Genomic DNA, 22,270 nt, shown 5'->3' with positions numbered 1-22,270 from the left:
CTCAATTGGGCGTCCCGAGCCGTTGTGCGACTCGGAGCTTTGCGGACCTTGAACGTGGATTCCAGCGTACCTCGGACGGGGTCGCGACCAGAGGTTTTCGAGTGAGGATTTCCCATTTGTCCGTCTCACGAAACGCCTGTTTCACCAGGCGATCTTCCAATGAGTGAAAGGTAATAATCAAAGCTCTTCCGCCAACACTGAGACGTTCTGGAAGAACCTGATTCAGAAACGTTTCCAACTGTTCCAATTCGCGATTCACGGCAATGCGAAACGCCTGAAAGATTCGAGTCGCAGGGTGAGATTTCCCTTTAGGAACTCCGAGAACCCGTTCAATGAGTGCCTTCAGTTCCGAAGCAAGTCGAATCCCGCCACGCTGACGCTGTGCGATGATCTCCGCAGCGAGTCGGCGAGACTCTGTCTCTTCTCCGTACTCACGCAGGATGAATTCCAATTCTTCGGCATCAGCAGTGGCAAGCAGCTCGGCGACAGGGACACCAGCAGAGGTGTCGAACCGCATATCCAGCGGAGCACTTGTATCAAAGCCGAAACCGCGATCTTCATCAGCGAGCTGATCCGATGAGAGCCCCAAGTCGAGGAGAATTCGATCAACCTTACTGATTCCGGCCTCATCCAGAACTTGCGCGAGATCTGCGTAACTTGCTTGTTTTAATTCGACGCGTGGATCCTGAAGAACCTGTCCTGCGCGAGCCAGCATCGCCGGGTCACGATCCAGACCAATCAATCGACTGGTCGGGTCCATTTTCTTCAGAATCTGCTGACTGTGCCCCCCAGCACCAACGGTACCATCAACGATCGTCAGCCCTTGCTCGAATTCCATGTGAGCAAGAACTTCGCGAAGCATCACAGGGACGTGCACCGTCCGTGGTGACGACATAGGACTTATCCGTACTGGAGGGATTCTTATTGATCAGAATCGATCAATAATTCAGTGACTGGTGGGAATTGCGTGAGTCTCAAAGCGAAGTCACCGGCAAACCAGAGCTTCCACTTGAGCGTTTTTTAGGAGATTTCCCCGTTTTCCAAAAGATCACTTTCCTGAGAACATGAATCCGGAAGGAATCCGTCCTAAATCACTACCGCTCCTCACTCTGCGACATGACCCATTTCCAAGAAATTGCCACATCACATCCCTCGTCACTTTTGATGAGGCGGGGGAATGCAGGCAACAAAAAAGCCCGAGCCTCTTTATGAAGCTCGGGCTTTTGATTTTCAGAGTATCGCCGCCACAGTTCAAATGAGCCATGACAACGCTCAATCACTGATGATCAACTGCGCTCAGTTTCTGTGTGCAATCAGCTTACAGTGACCAGCCAGCACGTGGTTCCCGCCGCAAATATTTGTCGGCTTCTGGGCAATTCACGGCTTTCATGTTGTCATAGTCCCAAGTCAGCTTCTTACCGACACGATAGGCCACGTTTCCAAGATGGTTCGCCTCGGTCAAACGTCCACCATACGAAAACGGACTGCCTGTCGGTGAACCGGTCCGGCAGGCTGCCAGCCACTCTTGATGATGCCCCGGTGAATCCTGAATGAATGGAGCAGGGCGTTTGAATTCCTTGAACTTGTCCTCTGGAAGCAGGAGGTGCCTTCCGTAATCCGAAAGAAGCATTCCATCATCCCCAATAAAGAGGACGCCGCTTCCCCATTGAGGAATCTTGCCTGACTTCAGAATCTCAGGTTGATGCGATCCCTGATACCAGGTCAAAGTACAGGCTGGCATATTTCCGCGCGGGCCGTATTCATACTTCGCAGACATTGAAGCTGGCGCCAACTCTGGATGTGGAGGTGGCCCGAACGCTTCGATTGTCTTTGGAGCATCGAGATTCAATGCCCAGAACGGTAAGTCGTTCCAGTGGCTTCCCAGATCCGACATCGTGCCACTTCCAAAATCCCACCAACGGTACCATTTTGGACCGGGGAAGTAGACGTCGTTATACGGACGTTCTGGAGCTGGGCCCAACCAGAGATCCCACTCCAATTCAGGAGGTGGTGTCATCGCCTGAGCAGGACGATCTGCGACATACACGATGTCGCCATTCTTCTTCGCGTCCGCTTCTGACTGCAATCCCCAAGCCCGATTCACCCAGACATGAGCTTCACGAACGGGTCCGATCGCTCCAGTCTGGATCAGTTCAACAACGCGCCGATAGTTCGGCATCCCATGAATCTGCGTCCCCATCTGAGTGGCGACCTTGGCCTTTGCTGCCGCATCAGAGATCGCCCGGGATTCAAAGACATTATGCGTCAGTGGCTTTTCGCAGTAGACGTGCTTGCCAGCTTTCAGAGCAGGCATCGTTGCGAACGCGTGAGTATGTTCGGCTGTGCTGACGACGACCGCATCAACGTCATCGATCTTTGTATAGAGTTCTCGGAAATCGACATACGTTCTGGCGTCTGAATACTTCTGAGCTGCATTCTGCAGATTGGTCCGATTCACATCGCACAAAGAAACAACGTGAACATTCGGGTCAGCTGCAATCGTTGCAAGATTGCCGCCTCCACGACCTCCCACACCAATAAATGCCACATTCAGTTTGCCGTTTGCCGAACTCGCCCTTGAGAGACGAGGAGTCGCCATCAGTGCGACACCGGCCCCTAATGATGCTTGCAGAAACCCACGACGAGATGTTTGACGTAACTTCATGTTCATCCTTTCTCAGTGATAATTCAGCAATGGAGACTGCTGCCCGGGATTTGCGTTCCCAAGGCATGACTTTGACTCGACCGGTTTGACCGTGGAAGTGGTCACGAACTCGCCACTTCGACAGGAAAAAGGCGAGATGACTGTCGATTGCCATCTCGCCTCGACTTACGAACGCTCATGATGCCTCAGCATCGACCGTTTACATATTGATCTCGTATCCCTTGCGGCTTTCGCGGCCCAGGAACGAGTTCGCCTGCTGGTCTCCGACGATTTCGCGTTTCACTGGATCCCAGTTCAAGTCACGACCAAGACGCATCGCAATATTGGAAAGATGGCAGATCTCCAGCATCCGGTTGTGCGACCAGACGTCGGAAATCGGCTGCTTGCGAGACTGCATCGATTCAATGAAGTTGGCAGTGTGATTCTTACTTACCTTGCCACCATAGATCTCTTCGATCGCACCATCTGGCAATGGCTTTTCTTTCAGATCTTCAAACGGCTTGCCTGCGATCTTGCCACGATTCACAAAGAAGCGTCCTTCGGTTCCCTCAAAAAGAAGCCCGTTGTCGCCACCACTGGTAATGATCATTTCCACGTCATTCGGCATGTCCACCCGAATCCGGAACTCGGTCGCAGCGTTGTACTGATCATGAACAAGTGGGTTGCCATCTTTGTATGCAACTGGCAACTTGTACTCGACCGGTGAGATCTTGCTTGGTCCAGTGTCCGTCGCCCCGAGCGCCCAACAGGCAATGTCGACATGATGAGCCCCCCAGTCAGTCAACTTTCCTCCGGAGTACTCATGCCAGTGTCGGAATGAATAATGGCAGTTGCTGTACAACGGAACGCCGCCGCCGTATCCGTGACGCAGTTCCGGGAGCGCACGATATGGCACCTTCGGAGCCGGTCCCAGCCACACATCCCAGTCGAGTCCTTCTGGGACAGGGGCTTCCGGAATCACAGGAGACGGTTCCATCCCGTTGATTCCACAAGTGACCTTGGTCACTTTGCCGATTCGCCCATGTCGAATCATTGCAATTGCCAGCAGGAATCGTTGATCAGATTCGGTCCGCTGCATGGTCCCGACCTGAAACACCTTTCCGGTTTCCTTGACCACTTTCTCGATGAGCTTTCCTTCATCGATTGTCAAAGTCAAAGGCTTCTCACAGTAGACATCTTTCCCGGCATACATCGCTTCGACAGCGATCTTGGTATGCCAGTGATCCGGAGTCGCGATCATGACCGCATCGATATCTTTTCGATCGAGAATCTTGCGGTAATCCGCGTATCCGTCCGGCTTCTTTCCCTGTGACTTTTCGACCTTCTCGACATAGGTGCCGAGGATATTGGCATCGATATCTCCAATGGCCGCGAAGTCAGCGAACTGGAAGGACTTACTGGTAATTGCCCACCCTTGATTTCGCATCCCGATCGTCGCAAAAACGGGACGATCGTTGGGTGACTGATAGCCGAAGGCTCTGCCGGACGATGGCAACAGAATACTTGCAGTCCCCAAAGCAGCAACACTTTGCAGGAACTGTCGTCGCGATGTCAAATGACGGCTATTCATGAAGTTGGACTTTCTACAGTAGTACTGAATTCACATCCGCTCACTGAGGGCGCCGGAACGTTGCCATCAAGTGAGTGACTCATCATCGCCAAATGTCTGCCAGCAATGCTTCCTTAAACACCGTTACAACAAGATAGCAAAACACATCAACATCTTAAAATACTTTTACCCTGAGGCTCTTCCTGTTTCTGCTTGTCGGCTCAAATTGTCTTTCTAACCAAGAGAATCACGAAGAAATTCTGCCATCAAAACTCTTCCATTCTCAAACAACGTTCAATGCAATCGACATTCCAACAGAATCTTTCATGAAGTGTCTCCGAGAGGTAAATTGACGGATTGACATTTTTTGACGATCCGTCAATTATGGTGAAATGAGCACTGTCACCAGAAAACAACGCGAGATTCAAAACCGAGGGCAAATGCTTCTCGGGATTGCTCGGTCAATGCTGGTAGAGCAGGGATTTTCGCATCTCAGCCTTGATCGCCTTGCAGACGCCACCGAGTATTCAAAGGGGACGATCTACCAGCATTTCTCTTCGAAAGAAGATCTGGTCGCCGCCCTGGCAATTCAAAGCTGTGAAAAACGTGTCGAACTCTTTTCCAGAGCCGCAGAGTACTCTGGATCAACGCGTGAGCGAGCCTTCGCTCTCGTTACGGCAGATGAACTTTTTGCCGAGCGACACTCGCACTTTTTCCGCTGCGAGCTGATCATCCGAATGGCCAATCTCGACGAGAAGGCCTCCCCGGAACGCAGAGAACGACTGCAGGAACTTGAACAGGAAATTCTGCGCATCGTCCTGAAGCCGATTACGGAAGCGGTGAAGACAAAAGAACTGGTGCTCTCCGGAAACTGGACCCCTGAGAAGGTCGTCTTTGGCCTGTTTTGCATCGCCATGGGCGGGCACTTCGGGCTTCAGAACTATTCCAGCATTCTGAAACAAATTGGAGTGACATCCCGTGCTCCCCACCTTTTTGACAATGTGAATATTTTTCTCGATGGCCTGAACTGGAAGCAGCTCTCCTCAGATTTTGATTATTCAAAGACAACCAAAGTTGTGATGCAAGAGGTTCTGGCTGATGACGACAACGTCGGCAACTCAAACTGAATCAAGCGACACGTTTTTCGGCCGATTATGGTCGAAGAGTCGAAAGTCAGCGATCGGGATCATGGTCGTTGGATTGTCAATTCCTGTCATTCTCATCGCGAGAACAGGCATGGCGCGGCTCGCAGAATCTCATGCAGTTGAGATTCCAGAGCGAACACCGCTTTCTGTCAAATCGATGAAACTGGTGGAAACCGAAGTCACCTCCGGGATTCAATTCAGTGGTGTCGTCGCAGCACTGCGTAAAGCGGAACTCTCATTCCGAGTCGGCGGAACGGTGCAGAGTCTGCATCAGGTCTACGGGGCAGCAGGCCAACTTCGCGATGCCCATGAAGGGGATCAGTTCGCGAGTGGAGAAGTCATCGCCCAACTCGATACCGCAGATTATCAACGGGAACGAGACGTTGCTGCAGAGCGTCTGAGTGTTTCCATGGCACGTTTGAAACAGGCCCATGCTGATTCAGAGGAAGCTCAGTCCGCATATAATCGGGCGTTAAAGCTCAAAGCAGATCAGGCCGTCTCCCAAGCATCGCTCGAAGCAGCAAAAGCACGCCAGATCTCAACGCTCGCAGCGATTGATGTCGCGGAACGTGAAATTTCCGCATCTCGAATTCAACTGAAACAGGCCGAAGAGAATCTCTCTTACTGCACACTGACTGCGCCGTTTCCAGAAACGACAATCGCGACGCGATCAGTCGATACACACCAACGTGTTCCCGCAGGGCAGGTGGTATTCACAGTACACGACATTTCTAGCGTCGTCGTGAACTTCGCAGTGCAGGACTCCATGCTATCGCAGATTCGATTTGGCGATGTCATTGAAGTCACAGCCAGTGGGTTGTCCGGCGAACGATTTGAAGGAGTCATCCACAAGATTGGCACGACCGCGAACGAGCAGACTCGCTCCTATCCAATCGAAGTGCGTATTGATGCCCCCGGCGATTTGCGGCCGGGAATGGTTGCCACAGTCAATTTCCGCAAGAACCAATCGGCGATTCTGGTTCCATTAACAGCAATCACTCCGATTGAATCCGAACGCCCCGGTGTCTTTAAGATCACTCGCGATGCAGGCCAGACCGTGATTCATCGAATCCCAGTCGAGATCCGTGGGGTCTTTGACAATCGAGCAGCAATTCAGTTGCCTGAAGGAGAAAATCCTGCACTCCGACTCGGGGATGAAATCGTCTTCACTGGTGTCCATCGTTTAAGGGACGGGGAAGTCGTTCATGTGATTCAATAGCAGATGAATTCATGAGTTGAGATCCGCGATCGCGACAACCAGAGTAAGCCGCTCGAACACTTCTTCAACTTCAATACGCTTCAAGGTCAAACTGACAATCACTGACACGCGTGACATCGATTTTCTCTTCAACGCGGCCTGCTGTTCACAGAACAACAGACTACGCAAAAGATTGAAGCCCCGCCGCGTGACAGACCTGTCTGGTCTCAGTCTGAGCCCCTATGACTATTTCTCAGTACTTCGTTTATAAACGTCCGATCGCTCTCATTCTGCTGGTGTTCACACTCGCTGCAGGGTATGCCTCTTACCTGGCCATGCCGCAACGTCAGGACCCTGTCATTCAAATTCGCAGCGGTCTGGTCATGACCAGTTATCCCGGTGCGGACCCCATTGAAGTCGAACAGGAAGTCAGTCGTCGCATCGAGAAAAAGCTTTCGGAAAATCCCGCGGTTGAGCATGTCCGGTCAACGAATCGGGAAGGTCTTTCCGCAGTCTTCGTCGATCTCTACGACACCACGAAGAATGCAGAAGCCATCTGGCAGGATTTGGACAACAAACTCGCATCGATGACTGACCTGCCCACGATCGGCGGAGTCATGGTCAAGCCGATTCTCGATAAGGACTTCGGCGATACCGTCGCGGTCATGTTGACTCTTACCAGCCCTCCGGTCACTGATATCGAAGTGAAACAACGGGGAAACGAGCTGACTCACCATATCGAGCAGCAGCGAGCAAGCCGCCCGAGCAGCTTTCAGTCAAACCGGTATAGCTCAATTGTTGTTTACCCGACAACAATCGATTCCATTCTCGTCGAACGCCTTGGGAAGAAATGTCTCCTCACGCTCGAAGAGAAGGGGCTCATTCAGGACGGGATCTCCATTGTCTTACCCGGGGCGATGGCGATTGACTTTCAGGTGGCTGAGAACGCGGACTTTGACGCAATCAAGAGCCTTCTGCTCCCGTGGCAGGACGCCCGAATGGCGCTGCGTCACCCTGATGTCTGGCCTGGAATTCTCGTACAGGATCCGAGTCAAATCGAATCCCAATTGAAGACTCAATGCCAGGCCTCTCCCGGTGGCATCGCACGGTACAGTCACGAGGAGATGCGCCGCTTTGCCGACACGATTCAGGATCGCCTGAGACAGTCAACGAAGATCGGGAAGATCGAGCAGCTTGGAGTCGTTGGTGAGCGCATCGACGTCTACTTCAGCAATCATCGTCTCACCCCTTATGGAATCGACCTGACAAAGCTAGCGCAACGCCTACAGGAGCGTAACAGCACATTGCCGGGCGGGGCGATTGAGTTACCTGATCAGAATCTTGCAATCAAACCCAGCGGCAAGTTTCTCAGCGAGCGAGAGATTGGCAACGTCGTCGTGGAAGTCCGCAACGGCACTCCGCTCTACATGAGTGACCTCGTCGATATCGCTCGTGGGTACGAAGATTCACCACGAACTCTGAACTTCCGCACTCACAAGTTCACTGAAGAAAATCGTCCGACATCGCTCGCATTTACTCTTCCGGTTCAAACCGACCCACACAAAGAAAGAACGCCTGTCTCAGACAACGATGCAAGTCAACTCTGGACGCAAAGAGCGATCACTCTCGCAGTGCGACAGAGAAAAGGAACGCAGATTGAGGACTTCAGCCAGGAGATCAACAAGGCTCTTGCATCACTCTCTGGCGTGATCCCTGACGACCTATGGATTGAACGAACCAGTGATGAACCGGAACGAGTCGGCTTCAAGATTCACGAGTTCATCGAATGTTTGATCGAAGCGGTCATCATCGTCGTGTTCGTCTCGCTGTTGTTTATGGAGTGGCGAAGTGCGTTAATCATTGCCCTGTCGATTCCGATTACACTCGCCATGACATTCATGATGTGCGTCATGCTGGGCGTCGACCTTCAGCAGATTTCGATTGCCGCCTTGATTATTGCTCTGGGGCTGCTTGTTGACGATCCCGTTGTCGCAGGTGACGCGATCAACCGGGAAATGGCACATGGCGTTCCACGAGACGTTGCCTCCTGGTTGGGCCCTCAAAAACTCTCCCGTGCAATCATGTATGCCACGGTCACAAACTGTGCTGCATTTATGCCATTGCTTGTCGTCTCCGGTGGAGTCGGGGAATTCATCTGGTCCCTGCCAGTTGTTGTTGCTGCGTCTCTGATCGCAAGCCGAATTGTCTCGATGACGTTCATTCCCTTCCTTGGGTATTACCTGCTCAAAGGGCAGCACGGAATGGAGGCCGGACTCTCTGCAGATGGAAAGGGGTCACGTTTCGCCAGATTTTATAATGGATTTTCTGAAGCATGTATGAATCATAAATGGGCTTCGCTGACCGTCTGCTTTCTGACGTTGATCGCTGGGGCCAGCTTGTTGCCGTTAATCGGAACGAATCTCTTTCCGAAAGATTTACACTCTGCCTTCACAGTGAATCTTTACCTTCCGGAAGGAACGTCAATTCACGCAACTCAGCAGGAAGCGTTGAGCACGATCGAGAAGATCGACCAGATCGCAGGGAAGGAAATCGATTCTTACACCACATTCATCGGCGCCGGTGGGCCACGTTTCTGGCTCTCAATTGTCCCTGAGCAACCAGCCACGAGCTATGCGCAGATCATGGTCCACACGCTGAACAAGCGACACACATATGAGGTTGCAGAAAAGCTGAAGGTCGGTCTGCCGCCTCAGATGGGTGTTGCACGTGTTCACGTACAGCCATTGGAATCCGGTCCTCCGATCGGTGTCCCCGTTCAGTTCCGCCTTCTTGGAACCGATATCGCCACAATGCGACGACTGGGTGAGCAGATCAAAGGCTTCATGCGTGAGATGCCCGGCACAGAGAATATTCATGATGACTGGGACCCTGAATACCTGCGAATTCGCCTGAAGGTCGATCCCGATCGCGCCAATGTCAGCGGAGTCTCTCATGAAGATGTTGCCAGACTGATGAATGCATCATTGTCTGGATACACAGCAACATCGATTCGTGAAGGAGACCACCTGATCCCGATCTCCTTCCGCCTTCGCCCGGAAGAACGAACAGACATCGAAACGCTGCAAGGCATGAGTGTAATCGGCAGTCAGTCCGGGGCGCGAGTGCCACTGATGCAGATCAGCTCATTTGAACCGGAACTGATTTCCCCAAAGATTTCACGTCGCGACAACGAACGCTGCATGACAATCAAATGCGATGTCGCAACCGGACTCCTTTCCAGTGATGTCTATACATTCGTAGAGCAGAAACTGGCAACCGCCACAAAAGATTGGCCGCCGGGATACCGCTTCCAGGTTGGTGGCGAGAAGGAAGAACAACTCAAAGGCTTCGGCTCGCTTTATATTTCGATGATTGTCTCGGTCTTCGCGATCTACCTCGCCTTGATTCTGCAGTTCAACAGTCTGACAAAGCCGCTTGTGGTCTTTGCAGCCGTGCCATTCGGGATGATTGGCGGGTTGATGGGATTGATTATCTTTGGTGTCCCGCTTGGCTTCTTCGCGCTACTCGGTGTGTCCTCCCTGATCGGAGTCATTATCAGTCACGTGATCGTGCTGTTCGAGTATATCGAAGAAGCCCATGAACGTGGCGAACCACTGCGTCGAGCGGTCATTGATGCGGCGTTAGTGCGCCTGCGCCCAGTACTGGTCACAGTGCTGGCAACCGTTGGCGGTCTCATTCCGCTTGCAGTGAAGGGGGGACCGTTATGGGAACCTCTTTGCTATGTACAGATCATCGGACTGCTCGTCGCCACATTAGTCACCAAAGTCGTTGTCCCGGTCTTCTACGTCTTGTTTGTTGAAGATTTCAAGTTGATCAAATGGTCGGCCCCCGGGGAATTCGCACATGATGGCCCGCCACCTGAGTACGCAAATCTTCCACGACCTGGGCACTAAAACCCATCTTTGTCGATCTCCCAACCCGATCAGGGTCGGTAACAGAGCCGATTTGGAGCGATGAAACTAACGTCCGTTGCCCCCAGCCATATTCGCGTTCTGATAGACGAATTCCAGAGCGGCAAGCGTATCCTCGAAGTTAGTGGAATGTCCTCCATCTTTCCGGTGGATGAGTAAGACCGGCCGCCCCAGTTGTTTCAGAACGCCAGCCAGTCGCAAAACGCTCTCGGGTGGAACGATCGTATCCTTGCCGCCCGTTGTCACGCTGACTGGCATGGTGAAGTTCTCTGGCCAGTACTCCGCACTTCGCTTCTTATACTCGGCAGGAATCTGAATCTTCGTCCCGCCAAACGATTCAGAGATCGCCTCCTGAAAGTTGTCGTATTCCAGATGATTGGCCGTCCCGTTCAGTGAGACGACACCAGCGATCAGGTTGGGATGTAAAGCCGCGAACGTTAAAGCGGAGGTTCCACCCATTGAGCCACCGCAGAGAAAGACTCGACGGACCGGAAACCTCGCCTTGAGTTCACCAATGATCTGAACAAGGTCCGCTTCTGCCTTCGGCCCCATCCATGACGTTTTGGCGCGGTAATCAGGTGAGACATAAATCAACTGATGACGTCTGGCGAACTCTTTTGCTCCTTGAACCTCCCCTCGATCACCCTGAATGAACTGCCACCGATCACTTCCATGTCCATGAAGAGCGATGAGCACATCTCTGGGGCCTTCCTCAGTAGTTTCAGGGCGAATCAACACATAGCGTTGCTCAGTACCGTCTACTTTAGCCTGAAACGCGACATCTTCAGGAACGCCGGGTTGTGGCTCAGCGGCGTTCACAACGGAGACAGCAAGACAGACAACCATCATGTAAAAAGCTTGCCGCATTTTCTCTCCGTTTTTCCAACAGAACCAATGATTGCTCAAACCCATATTGAAATGCGGTTTGAGTCGGAAGTCACGCGTGTCAGCAACCAGATCGAGTCATGAATTCCACTTCTGAACGAATACTGCAGCCAAAACAATCCCACAATCGCAAACAAACTCAAACGATCGCATGAAAAGGGTTCATCAGAACAGTTGTCGATCACCTGGCTCAAGATCTTGCATTGGCGATACGCTTCAATAAGATGATTTGAACGGAGTTTTGAGAAGTGTTGACTGGGGACGAACCACCGATGTCCTCCGCGTCAACAATTAAGAATTGTCCTGCTCAAACAACTCGTGTTCACACCTGGATCAGGATGAAGGTACTGCAGGTCATGGCTAAAAAGAAAACGATTCTCATTCAAAGTGCCATGAACGGGTCAGGCTGGACTGAGGGAACAAGAGCTGCAATCGAACAAGGAGGATTGCTGGCGTCTCATTCTCTGTCATCTGTGTACCTCGTCACGATGCTGAACTCAGACTTTGCTCCACTCCCGGAAGATGTCGAAGAGATTCCAAGTGAATACTCTCCGGTTCAGGATCTGCATTCCGCAATCGAGTCTGAACTTGCAGACCTTGGTGTCAAACTGTCCGCCGCCGTGATTCATGAATCAAACCCGGCAGTGATGGTTCCGCCCGGCCAACCCGCTCCGATTGAAGTCGTGGTACTCGGCATCCCTGACCTGTTGAGAGTGCAAAAAGAAGATCAGGTTGCAGACCTGTTCGAAACATCACGAAATGACCTTTGGCTCGCCACGCCAGACGCATTCAACAAAGAGATTCCTTGCTTCGTCGTCTATGACGATCTGGAGCCAGTCGGCGAGCAAGCACTACGCACAGCGGTGAACCTCGCCCAGCAGTTTCAATCGAGATTGCTCGTAGTCCATGCGTTACCAGAGCAGCCCGACGCGCAGAGTGTTCAGCTTGCAGAAGCGACTCTGATGGATCGGCTGTTTGGAACGGACTTCCGCACAATCGACAAGGGCACCCGACTCTACGTCACGGAAGGAACGCCCGAGGATGCAATTCTTAAAGCGGTCCAGGAACATGCAGCATCGTTGGTGGTGACGAGTTGGCCCAACGGCCCCGTGATGCAGGACTCAATCCCTCAGTTTGCTGAAACGCTGTCGGAACAACAAAGCTCTCTGCTGCTTGTTCGAACGCACGACTTCAATCAACCAGTCCGGTTCGACGGCAACGCTTAGACTCGTTCAGAACTGATCGCGATTCGCAAAAACATTTACAATGAAGCCGCTTCGTGGTCACCCATCTTTTCTGAAAGCGGCCTTTTGGTCTATCGATACTTCCCGTTGGAAATATCAGGAGTATGCATCGCCATCCAGGAAAAGAGCGGACAGAGAACAATTCCATACAGACTCGCGAGAGCTCCTTTCAGAATGAGGAATTGCGATAACGGAAGCGGCTGAAGCCCGCTTGATCGTATCGCCATTGCCGCCAGCGGAGCGACGACAAGTCCTCCAATCACAGCGAAAATCACCGCACGAGGATAGTAGCTGGCAGTGAAATATTCGCCGAGCATTGCCATCCAGCGAAACGGAGGCAACCGTGGGAAGCGTCCCTTCTGCAACTCGAATCGAGTCAGATGAGAGACAACTAAGCAGGCGATAAATGGCATGAGGAAGCACGTCGCTGTTGTGTCTTCCAGTAAACTCAACTTACCTTCGATGGGCACAATGGGAACATCCCGATGCGTCGACCAGGCAATCAAATAGTTGATAATGAAGTTGGCACCAATCGCGATCAGTCCCTGATCAATGATCAGGTACTTTCGGGCAGCAGGTGTCAACGTTCTGGAAGAATCAGAGGGCAACGAGTTCACGAGGGCGAGTTTCCGGGGACCGAGTACAGATTCACTAAGAATTCAGCGAGGACCGTCACGTCAGTAACGCTCTCTCGCTGAATCGTAAGGCAATCCGCGACGATGTGGAATCCCGCGTCCACAACATCAACTGCCAGTATCAATTGGAAGCAAAAAACAGCGACAGGATTCTGAATCGGCTATGGCGAGACTTTGGCAGGTTCCGGCTTCGCAAGAAACTTCGCCAACTCAGGTTCCACGCCAGGCAGTCGTACAGCAACAAGTTCTGCAACTGCGATCAGCCAAACTATTCTTTCGATCTTGCTTTGTAGTGACGAGAAGCAAAGTCGAGATACTGTCCCCAGTCATAGTCGTTGATGTCATGCTTTCCGGTTCGCAGGTGATATCCAATCGTTCCGGAGTTCAAAGGTTGATCAGGAGCAGGGGATTCTTCCGGTGCAACTGTTCCGCCAAACCCATCGGTTCCGAGAAGTCGATACACAGGATCTGCAAATCGGGCAGAAAGAAACTCCCCTTTCGGGTCGGCCCACAAATCTTCTGTCGCACTCGCAACATACACCGGACGAGGAGCGATCAAGGCCACCAGTTGATGCTGGTCGACAGGCAACGCTTCTTCATGATTGTCGTAGCGTTTGAAGTTGGTACAGAACCAATGTGGAAATGCATAGTTAATTCGGGCGACGGTTTCCCCGAAAGCCCGACGACTCAATGCCGCTCCGCCGCATCCGGAGTTGTTCGAGATGACAATGGCGAAACGTGGATCAGCCGCCCCTGCCCAAAGTGAAGTTTTGCCCAGTCGTGAATGCCCAATCACGGCCACCTTGGTTGCATCGACCAACGGTTCCTTTTCCAGAACATCGAGACCGCGACTTAATCCCCATGCCCAGCCTGCAATCGTTCCCCATTCATGGTCAGCAGGTTTGGTCTGACCATCGCGATAAAAGCCCGAATGAACTCCGTTCTGAAATCCATCATCGAAATCGGGATCGATATCGCCATAGTAAGCTGTTGCCAGTGCAAACCCACGATCCAGAATCATCTCGATCGGCCAGCGGTTTGTTCTGGTTCCGCGAGACTCTTCCGTCGATTTATTCTCCACAACGCCGGGAGAATTCGATGTCACCCAGTTTGGATTGAGCTGCACATCCGTTTCGGCTGTGATGGAATGGTTTCCGCGAAAGTTCAGACCCCAGAATACAGGAGCTTTGGGGGTCGATTTCGGAATATAAAGCAACATGGTCATTACGACAGGCTTCGGTTCCGAAACCAGTGTAATTGCGATTTCCTTACGGATCGCCTTTCCGTTGATTGCGTCATCTTTCTGAGAGATGACCTCAAACTTCACCTCAGTGGGAGTAGGCGGCGACTGGCCGTAAACCATGCTTGCAAATGCTTCCAGAAGCTCCGGACGACGACGCTGAATCCAATCTTCAGCGGTCTTGACAGGAGTGCCATCCGCAAAAGTCAGAGGGTCCGGCAATGTATACTTCGGGACCTTCAATTCATCCGTATGGGTTGGAGGGGGGGCTGCGAAGCTCTGTTGTGAGGAAAGAAAAAGCACAGCAGCAGCAGCAAACTGAAGTCGATTCAAAAGCATTGAAACTCCCCGCTTCGACGTGATGCAGAACTTGTTCCGATTACAACTCCGTGTGAATGCGAAGCAACTCTTCGTTCACACCTTGAAGATTGATCTCAACTCAAAACGTTCATCTCATGACGAGAAGGCGTTTTTCGATACCACACTCTAAACAATTCGAATCGGCTTTCGTACCTGACAGCTCAATCAAAATGAAAAGACCGGCATGTCAGAGGAGATCCTCCAACACGCCGGTCTCAATTCGAGCATGGCAACCATCTCTGCGATTCAGGAGTTGCCAGCGATCATCTTGAACAAATAACTCGATCGCTCTTCTCAGGCTGCTAACACATCAGCTTCATCTGCATCGCAGTTAATGCGAGTGTGGCGCCCCTCGAAGGCAGACCGGGCTTATCGCTTTCCGCCTGGCCGCTTGCCGCCACCGCTTGGTGGACGACGTCTTCCAGAGGCCGAACCTGGTCGGCGATCCGCTGGTTTACCAGGAACATGTCGTTCGCGCGGAGCTCCGTCAGAGAAGGAACTTTTCCCTCGTCCTGATGGAGCGCGACTCCCTCGTTCTCCGGCGACACCACGATCGGGACGATCTCTGCGTTCTGGTCGGTCACCACCGCTACGTGATGGACGATCACCAAATGAACGCTCACCACGTTCTGGACGATCGCCGCGGGTTGGACGGTCGCTACGTTCGAATCGTTCTCCACGAACAGGCCGATCACCGCCACGGGCAGGGTGATCACCACCACTGCGAACTGGACGTTCGCCACGGGGCGGACGATCACCAAAGGGGCGGTCACCACGTTCTGGACGATCCCCGCGGGTTGGACGGTCGCTGCGTTCGAATCGTTCTCCACGAACAGGCCGATCGCCGCCACGGGCAGGGTGATCACCACCACTGCGAACTGGACGATCGCCACGGGGCGGACGATCACCAAAGGGGCGGTCACCGCGTTCTGGACGATCCCCGCGGGTTGGGCGGTCGCTGCGTTCGAATCGTTCTCCACGAACAGGCCGGTCACCACCACGGGCTGGGTGATCACCACCACTGCGAACTGGTCGATCTCCACGGTTCGGACGGTCACCAAATGGGCGGTCACCGCGTTCTGGACGATCCCCGCGTGTTGGTCGATCTCCGCCGCTGCGAACTGGTCGGTCGCCACGGTTCGGACGGTCACCAAATGGGCGGTCGCCACGTTCTGGACGATCCCCGCGTGTTGGTCGGTCTCCACCGCTGCGAACTGGTCGGTCGCCACGGTTCGGACGGTCACCAAATGGGCGGTCACCGCGTTCTGGACGGTCCCCGCGTGTTGGTCGGTCTCCACCGCTGCGAACTGGTCGGTCGCCACGGTTCGGACGGTCACCAAATGGGCGGTCGCCGCGTTCTGGACGATCACCGCGAGATGGTCTATCGCCGCCACTGCGTGTTGGTCGATCTCGCCTTTCGAATCGATCGCCTTCAGCTGAGCGTGGTCGACGTTCGCGATCTGACCCGCGACCTTCGGTTTCTCTTCTAGGGGATCGGGCTCGATCTCCACCATCACGCGATTCGGTTGGCCGACTCGGGCGACGGGCAGGCAATTTGCCTTCTTCAGCACGATTTCGAATCAGCACAGCATGTAATGATGCCAATTCGTCCCGGGTCAATTCGCGGTATTCACCACGATTCAACCGGCCCAAATTTAATGGTCCGTAGCCTTGACGCTCCAGCTTCATGATCTTGTGACCAACACGAGCGAACAGACGGCGAATTTCGCGGTTCTGCCCTTCGGTCATCACGATCTCAACCCAAGTGCTGTCTTTCACCTTCTTGATCGGTTTCACGCTGTGAACGCGAAACTTACCTTCAGTGAAGAACAATCCCTGACGCAACTGCTCGTACACTTCAGGCCGCGGTTGACCGGCGACCTGGGCGACGTATGTACGGAAAATTCGGTAACGCGGGTGTGCCAGCTTCTGTGTCAGATCGCCGTCGTTTGTTACCAGAATCAAACCTGTCGTGTTTTCGTCCAGTCGTCCGACAGTAAAGAGGCGTGGCCCCTCAGTCGGGAACAGATCGATCACAAGGCGACGGCCTTCCGGGTCGTCCGCGGTACACAGATAGCCTGCGGGTTTGTTGAGCATGAAGTACTTCTTCCGCTCAACCTTCAGTCGCTCACCATCGAGTGAAACGACTTGCAATGCCGGTTGGACAGTCGTTCCCAGCTGGTCAACAGCTTTGCCGTCAATCGCGACTCGGCCTGATGTGATCAGTTCTTCACAGTCTCGGCGGGATCCCAGGCCACACTGGGCGAGGAACCGCTGCAGACGCATTGGCTTTGGTGGTGATGGAGGTGTTTCTTCGTTCGATGGCGTCATGACTGGACAACAGATTCAGCTGAGTAAAGCGCCCAAATCTCCACGGCAGCCACAACATTAGGTGCCAAACCGAAAATCAGGAGCAAACGATTATCATAGCGACAATTCCGACATGTGCGCACTAAGTCCGCCTATCCGCAGGAATTTCTTAGGAGAAGATTGACTCTCGGTACGAAATCCCTCCCAAATTTTCCGTTTTTCGGCCAATTCAGAGCATGGCGGGACAGGAAACTTCCGCCTCTGTGACGCGAACGTCTGTTCCGCATCGCGAAACGCCTCACCTGTCGCTCGGGAGTTTCCACCTGACGGGATTGTTTGATGAACACAACATCCGTGAGCTGACAGTGCGCCGTCAGTATATAGCCGTCCCCTCTTTCATGGCTCAAACGATGGCAAAGTCTGTCGCCAAATCTGCCAGAGCAGTGACTTTATTGTCGATGAATGCAAGTAGAATCACCGCAATTGGCTCCGGCCGGACCAATTCCCTTGCACGGCGAGATTTGACCTGCTCTAAAATGAGTCACGCATCAAGTGCGCCAGGAAGGCTGCACATCAATATTGAGTTTCCTCAGGGTGAGACGGAAGATGGCAACTGTTGTAGTGACCGGCGGAGCAGGTTTTCTGGGAAGCCATTTATGCGACCGACTGCTTCGTGATGGTCATGATGTTATCTGCATTGACAACTTTTTCTCTGGCCGAAAAGACAATATTCGGCATCTCATTGGAAACCCTCACTTTGAAGTGATTCGTCACGACATCGTTTATCCGCTCGTTGTCGAAGCCGACTTGATTTACAACCTCGCCTGTCCCGCTTCTCCGGTGGCTTACCAGCACAACCCGATCAAAACCATCAAAACCTCGACGTTAGGGATGGTCAATATGCTGGGGCTGGCTAAGCGCTGTAAGGCACGCATTCTTCATACGTCGACGTCTGAAGTGTACGGAGATCCGGAAGTCCACCCTCAACGTGAAGACTACTGGGGCCACGTCAATCCACTGGGGCCACGCAGCTGTTACGACGAAGGAAAGCGCGTTGCAGAGTCGCTGTGTGTGAATTACCACATCGCTCACAAAGTTGACGTTCGAATCGTTCGCATCTTCAACACATATGGCCCGCGCATGGACCCGAATGACGGACGAGTCGTCTCCAACTTTCTCATGCAGGCATTACGGGGCGAGGACCTGACAATCTATGGCGACGGAGCCCAGACTCGCTCATTCTGCTACGTTGACGATCTGATCGAAGGATTCATCCGCATGATGGAGCAGGATGTTGAAATTGGCCCCGTCAATCTCGGAAATCCGGTCGAGAATACGATGCTGGAACTCGCCGAAGCCGTTCTCGCCGTGACAGGCTCGAAGTCCAAGTTGAAGTATGTTGACTTGCCGAAAGATGATCCAAAACGACGCTGTCCAGACATCACCAAGGCCAAAGGACTGCTGAACTGGGAACCTCAGGTCTCCCTGAAAGCCGGCCTCGAACGAATGACCGAATTCTTCCGCGAGACACAGCGTCTTTAGTTCGAATCCCTATTGAGTCGCACCGCACGAACGACTCAGCAGCATTCGCTGCCCCCTGGTCGATGGTCTGCGAACTGATGGACCTGACTAAAAGAAAAGACCTAACCAAAACAAAAACAGCCGGGAGACCTGATTTGGCCCCCGGCTGCTTTATTCTTCTGCGGACCGCGTGGTCCCGTGTCAGACCAAAACGGTCTAGACTTTGCCGAAGATGGTCTTGCCATTTGAATGCAAGTCTTCGCAGGCTTCGATCAATCGCTTCGCAACACCAGCTTCGCCCAGCTTCAGGTAAGCGCGTGGGTCGTAAGCCTTCTTGTTCCCGACTTCGCCATCGACCTTCAGCACGCCGTCATAGTTACGGAACATGTGCTCGGCGATTGGACGAGTGAATGCATACTGGGTGTCGGTGTCGATGTTCATCTTCACGACGCCGTAAGCCAGAGTTTCTTCCAGTTCGTGACGTGGAGTCCCTGAACCACCGTGGAACACGAGGTCGAACTCAGCATCTTTGCCGTACTTGGCAATGACGGCATCCTGACCTTGCTTCAGGATGTCCGGACGCAGTTTCACTGAACCTGGCTTGTAGTGCCCGTGCACGTTACCGAAGGTTGCAGCGAACATGTAACGGCCGTGGCCATTCAATGCTTCGTAAACTGCAAGCATGTCTTCTGGAGTTGTGTAGAGCTTCGAATCTGGAACGTGTTCCATTTCCGCTCCGGCTGCACCGTCTTCTTCGCCGCCGACAACTCCGGCTTCGACTTCGAGGATGATTTCCTGTTCAGCACAAAGCTTCAGCAGGTCTTGAGACAGCTTCATGTTCTCTTCGAGTGGCAGGTTGGAAGCGTCCAGCATGTGTGACTGGAACAGGTTTCCTTTGCCAGCAGCACGACGTTCAGCCGTTGCTTTGATCAATGGCTTCAGGAACGTATCAACTTCCTTCGGTGGACAGTGGTCTGTGTGCAAAGCGATCAGCACGTTGTGCTTTTCAGCCAGACGATGAGCAGCTTCTGCCAGAACGATACAACCGAATGTCGAATCACCGACATTCAAACCGCTCGCGAATTTTCCACCGCCAGTTGACACCTGAATGATGCCGTCTGATTTTGAATCCGAGAATGCTTTAAGAGCAGCATTGATGGTCACGATTGATGTGACGTTGACTGCCGGGTAGGCGTAGTTTCCGCGCTGAGCAGCGTCCAACATAGCAGCGTACTGAGCAGGCGTGGCAATTGGCATGAAATCAACTCCGAGATCAAAAACTCAAACGGTTTGGATGTGGCAATTCTGACCAGGACGCAGTGACCCCCGTCCGTATTTTTCGGTCGTGTCGGCCTCTGACGTCGATTTTCCTTCGCCAGCACACTCCGAGCGCGGTCGCCAGAATTGGCGAAACACTGCCAGAGCGTATCACGTTTTCTCAATCGCGGGTATCATACGGATCGACATTTCGTCACCTCCAATTCCCTCACATGTGACAAGGAAATCTTGATGCGACTTGGACTGATCAATTCCGCATGGGCTGAATCTGGCCATCCACGCTCTTGGGGAATTGCGAAAACGAAGGAAATCGGTTTCGACTGTATTGATTTACAGGTTGATCCGCTGGAGATCGATGTTCGTGAGCGAATTGCGATCAAACGCGAGTGCGATCGGCAGGGTTTGCCTATTGTTTCGCTCTGTTGTGTCGCACTGGGACTTTCTGACTTCAATCTCAGCGTACAACAGTTCCATATCGATCGTATTCGGGAACACCTCGACCTTGTTTATGAGTACGAGGCAGAAAATCTGCTGCTGGTCCTCGGCGAGTACATCTGGAATCAGGAAATTATTCCGCCAGCACAACAATGGGAAATTGCCGTCGACAATTGCCGAGCACTCGCGGACTACGCAGAAGAACTGGGCGTGAAAATCGCTCTGGAACTCGAACCGTTCCATCAGTCGCTGCTGAACAATGTCGACAACATGGCCCGATTCATTGATGACGTCGGACACCCGGCACTGGCCGCAAACATCGACATTTCACATCTTCTGCTGGCAAATGTCGGGGCAGAAGAACTCGCCAAGCTTAAGAACAAGGCGATTCATGTCCACATTTCTGACTGCGATGGAAAGAAACATGGCGACTTGCCACCTGGTCGTGGCGTTGTCGATTTTCCTCCGTACCTGAAGGCCATCAAAGATCTTGAGATCGACGGAACCATTTCGATCGAACTGGAGTTCTCACCAGAGCCAGACAAGATGGAAGAATGGGTCCGCGAGGCATACGAACAAACTGCTCGCCTGATGCGCGAAGCTGGTTTGCGAGCCTGATCCCCCCGAAATCCAGATTCAGTTGAGCTGGGGACTGGTCCTAATCAAGGGCCGGTCCTTCTTTTATATCAGAGGCCATCTTCAAAAATGATGTGTCCTGAAAGCTCTATTGCAGCTGAAATCGTGGTCGGGGGAGGATTCGAAGTTTCTCAGGGAGAGCAGGGGCGATCGGGCGGGCGACGCCCAATGGTCCAACGAAATCACTGACCGGCCGATCGACCGGCGGCACTCCCAGTGTAATGTCCCTCCAGGAAGAGAGTTTCACCGGGACCAGCATCTCTTCCCCATTTCGACGAATCAGAATCTGAATCGTTTCACCGGGAGCGTAGGCGAGAAGCAGTTCAACGAGATTTGAAAAATCTCGAACCCGATCCTCATTCAACATCAGAATTTCATCATTGATTCGTAGCCCGGCCTTATCTGCGGCTCCATCAGCGACAATTTCTTCGATAATCATCGAAGTCGTGAACGTGCTCGGGCGAACTCCGAGGGCACCGCCTCTTTCAGTGATGGTTGCGCCGGGAAGTTCAACCTGCAGCGGCAAGAGGTCGTCTAACGTGATCCCGTTGTTTTTCGACGTGTAAATCATCAATCCCTGGTGATGAGTCAGTCGGCGCAAGTGCCAGAGTTCGGCTGTCGTTCCTGACCATTTCTCAGAGAGCAAAATCGTCTGTAAAACTGCAAATTCACCGAATCCCACTCCCACCCTTGGAGCAGTCGAACCGGCACGCGATTCAATTGGGATGGCATAGGCAAAGACGCAGCCCAGATTCTCCAAAGACTTTCTTGCTCGGGCTTCGCGTAGTCGACTATTGGCGATCAGGATCAAATTTGCGTCGTCCGCAACGGCAAGATCCGAATGCGAAAGCGCCATCAGCACTTTCTCTGCATTGTCAGCCACGTCGCCGGAATGAGAGAGAAACACGGTTTCAAGTGCGCGAACAATTCGAGCCTGAATCTCAAACTCTGACTGTTCCGCCACGTTCACTAATACTGCTGGAGTGGCTTCAGCAATTCGATTTAACCGCTTTTGACCTTCGACTCGAACGCCAAATTTCTGATCTGTAAGCTGTTTCAGAACGGAATTCAGGACCTGATCAATGTCTGCATCTTGCTGAAGGGGTGCTTTCTCTGCCCCCATTGCAGACTGGCGCGTTGCGACGATCACTGCCATAGACAGCATCATCACTCTGCAGATGGTCAGTAGGAGGAGGCTCCGCATTCGCGTTACTTTCACCGGAAACAACAAGCGGAT

Annotated in this window: 15 protein-coding genes and 1 pseudogene; 6 read left to right on the top strand and 10 right to left on the bottom strand. The window is 52.8% G+C overall.

The window, feature by feature from the left end:
* Position 1 precedes the first annotated feature (1 nt).
* From rsmH to SH527x_RS03140, 3 genes are all read right to left on the bottom strand, one after another.
* On the bottom strand, positions 2 to 895 hold the full coding sequence (gene rsmH, locus SH527x_RS03150; RefSeq protein WP_437193204.1) for a 16S rRNA (cytosine(1402)-N(4))-methyltransferase RsmH: 894 nt from the start codon (positions 893 to 895) through the stop codon (positions 2 to 4).
* Positions 896 to 1,318: 423 nt separating this feature from the next.
* Positions 1,319 to 2,665 (bottom strand): Gfo/Idh/MocA family protein, encoded by a 1,347-nt coding sequence (locus SH527x_RS03145; protein WP_437193203.1) that lies wholly within the window; start codon positions 2,663 to 2,665, stop codon positions 1,319 to 1,321.
* Positions 2,666 to 2,864: 199 nt separating this feature from the next.
* Positions 2,865 to 4,235 (bottom strand): Gfo/Idh/MocA family protein, encoded by a 1,371-nt coding sequence (locus SH527x_RS03140; RefSeq protein ID WP_437193202.1) that lies wholly within the window; start codon positions 4,233 to 4,235, stop codon positions 2,865 to 2,867.
* A gap of 371 nt (positions 4,236 to 4,606) precedes the next feature.
* Between SH527x_RS03140 and SH527x_RS03135 the strand changes: the two genes are divergently transcribed.
* From SH527x_RS03135 to SH527x_RS03125, 3 genes are all read left to right on the top strand, one after another.
* Positions 4,607 to 5,341 (top strand): TetR/AcrR family transcriptional regulator, encoded by a 735-nt coding sequence (locus SH527x_RS03135; protein ID WP_437193201.1) that lies wholly within the window; start codon positions 4,607 to 4,609, stop codon positions 5,339 to 5,341.
* Positions 5,313 to 6,578: an efflux RND transporter periplasmic adaptor subunit gene (locus tag SH527x_RS03130; protein ID WP_437193200.1), complete on the top strand. Its 1,266-nt coding sequence runs from the start codon at positions 5,313 to 5,315 to the stop codon at positions 6,576 to 6,578. Before SH527x_RS03135 ends, SH527x_RS03130 begins: the two co-directional genes overlap by 29 nt.
* 221 nt (positions 6,579 to 6,799) lie before the next feature.
* A complete protein-coding gene (locus SH527x_RS03125) occupies positions 6,800 to 10,471 on the top strand; it encodes an efflux RND transporter permease subunit (RefSeq protein ID WP_437193199.1) in 3,672 nt (1,223 codons plus the stop codon).
* 66 nt (positions 10,472 to 10,537) lie between these two features.
* Here SH527x_RS03125 and SH527x_RS03120 read toward each other — a convergent pair whose 3' ends face one another.
* Positions 10,538 to 11,356, bottom strand: a complete 819-nt coding sequence (locus SH527x_RS03120; protein WP_437193198.1) for an alpha/beta hydrolase family protein — start codon at positions 11,354 to 11,356, stop codon at positions 10,538 to 10,540.
* Positions 11,357 to 11,730: 374 nt separating this feature from the next.
* Between SH527x_RS03120 and SH527x_RS03115 the strand changes: the two genes are divergently transcribed.
* On the top strand, positions 11,731 to 12,600 hold the full coding sequence (locus SH527x_RS03115) for a universal stress protein (protein ID WP_437193197.1): 870 nt from the start codon (positions 11,731 to 11,733) through the stop codon (positions 12,598 to 12,600).
* 89 nt (positions 12,601 to 12,689) lie between these two features.
* On the opposite strand, the gene SH527x_RS03110 is transcribed toward SH527x_RS03115, so the two are convergent.
* From SH527x_RS03110 to SH527x_RS03095, 4 genes and pseudogenes are all read right to left on the bottom strand, one after another.
* Positions 12,690 to 13,235 carry a hypothetical protein gene (locus SH527x_RS03110; protein ID WP_437193196.1) on the bottom strand — a complete coding sequence of 182 codons (546 nt, stop codon included), beginning with the start codon at positions 13,233 to 13,235 and terminating at the stop codon, positions 12,690 to 12,692.
* A gap of 286 nt (positions 13,236 to 13,521) precedes the next feature.
* Entirely contained in the window at positions 13,522 to 14,832 is a 1,311-nt protein-coding gene (locus tag SH527x_RS03105) for a glucuronyl esterase domain-containing protein (RefSeq protein WP_437193195.1), read from the bottom strand.
* A 323-nt stretch (positions 14,833 to 15,155) separates the two neighbouring features.
* Positions 15,156 to 16,424: a hypothetical protein gene (locus SH527x_RS03100; protein WP_437194668.1), complete on the bottom strand. Its 1,269-nt coding sequence runs from the start codon at positions 16,422 to 16,424 to the stop codon at positions 15,156 to 15,158.
* A gap of 100 nt (positions 16,425 to 16,524) precedes the next feature.
* Positions 16,525 to 17,139 (bottom strand): annotated as a pseudogene (locus SH527x_RS03095) (pseudouridine synthase); the annotation flags it as partial.
* Positions 17,140 to 17,769: 630 nt separating this feature from the next.
* On the opposite strand from SH527x_RS03095, the gene SH527x_RS03090 reads away from it, so the two are divergent.
* A complete protein-coding gene (locus tag SH527x_RS03090) occupies positions 17,770 to 18,705 on the top strand; it encodes a UDP-glucuronic acid decarboxylase family protein (protein WP_437193194.1) in 936 nt (311 codons plus the stop codon).
* Positions 18,706 to 18,900: 195 nt separating this feature from the next.
* On the opposite strand, the gene fbaA is transcribed toward SH527x_RS03090, so the two are convergent.
* A complete protein-coding gene (gene fbaA / locus SH527x_RS03085) occupies positions 18,901 to 19,941 on the bottom strand; it encodes a class II fructose-bisphosphate aldolase (RefSeq protein ID WP_437193193.1) in 1,041 nt (346 codons plus the stop codon).
* 252 nt (positions 19,942 to 20,193) lie between these two features.
* Between fbaA and SH527x_RS03080 the strand changes: the two genes are divergently transcribed.
* Positions 20,194 to 21,015 (top strand): sugar phosphate isomerase/epimerase family protein, encoded by an 822-nt coding sequence (locus tag SH527x_RS03080; RefSeq protein WP_437193192.1) that lies wholly within the window; start codon positions 20,194 to 20,196, stop codon positions 21,013 to 21,015.
* 106 nt (positions 21,016 to 21,121) lie between these two features.
* Here the strand turns inward: SH527x_RS03080 and SH527x_RS03075 are convergent, their stop codons facing one another.
* Positions 21,122 to 22,237, bottom strand: a complete 1,116-nt coding sequence (locus tag SH527x_RS03075) for a PDZ domain-containing protein (protein WP_437193191.1) — start codon at positions 22,235 to 22,237, stop codon at positions 21,122 to 21,124.
* Positions 22,238 to 22,270: the final 33 nt, after the last annotated feature.

The sequence above is a fragment of the Planctomicrobium limosum genome (assembly GCF_051465645.1).
Classification (GTDB): Bacteria; Planctomycetota; Planctomycetia; order Planctomycetales; family Planctomycetaceae; genus Planctomicrobium.
The sequence above is the reverse complement of the archived record's forward strand: the minus strand, read 5'-3'. Positions and strand labels throughout refer to the sequence as shown.

Excerpts from the sequence above, each read along its gene's own strand:
- rsmH (WP_437193204.1), bottom strand. The coding sequence starts at position 895 with ATGTCGTCACCACGGACGGTGCACGTCCCTGTGATGCTTCGCGAAGTT.
- SH527x_RS03145 (WP_437193203.1), bottom strand. The coding sequence starts at position 2,665 with ATGAAGTTACGTCAAACATCTCGTCGTGGGTTTCTGCAAGCATCATTA.
- SH527x_RS03140 (WP_437193202.1), bottom strand. The coding sequence starts at position 4,235 with ATGAATAGCCGTCATTTGACATCGCGACGACAGTTCCTGCAAAGTGTT.
- SH527x_RS03135 (WP_437193201.1), top strand. The coding sequence starts at position 4,607 with ATGAGCACTGTCACCAGAAAACAACGCGAGATTCAAAACCGAGGGCAA.
- SH527x_RS03130 (WP_437193200.1), top strand. The coding sequence starts at position 5,313 with ATGACGACAACGTCGGCAACTCAAACTGAATCAAGCGACACGTTTTTC.
- SH527x_RS03125 (WP_437193199.1), top strand. The coding sequence starts at position 6,800 with ATGACTATTTCTCAGTACTTCGTTTATAAACGTCCGATCGCTCTCATT.
- SH527x_RS03120 (WP_437193198.1), bottom strand. The coding sequence starts at position 11,356 with ATGCGGCAAGCTTTTTACATGATGGTTGTCTGTCTTGCTGTCTCCGTT.
- SH527x_RS03115 (WP_437193197.1), top strand. The coding sequence starts at position 11,731 with ATGGCTAAAAAGAAAACGATTCTCATTCAAAGTGCCATGAACGGGTCA.
- SH527x_RS03105 (WP_437193195.1), bottom strand. The coding sequence starts at position 14,832 with ATGCTTTTGAATCGACTTCAGTTTGCTGCTGCTGCTGTGCTTTTTCTT.
- SH527x_RS03090 (WP_437193194.1), top strand. The coding sequence starts at position 17,770 with ATGGCAACTGTTGTAGTGACCGGCGGAGCAGGTTTTCTGGGAAGCCAT.
- fbaA (WP_437193193.1), bottom strand. The coding sequence starts at position 19,941 with ATGCCAATTGCCACGCCTGCTCAGTACGCTGCTATGTTGGACGCTGCT.
- SH527x_RS03080 (WP_437193192.1), top strand. The coding sequence starts at position 20,194 with ATGCGACTTGGACTGATCAATTCCGCATGGGCTGAATCTGGCCATCCA.
- SH527x_RS03075 (WP_437193191.1), bottom strand. The coding sequence starts at position 22,237 with ATGCGGAGCCTCCTCCTACTGACCATCTGCAGAGTGATGATGCTGTCT.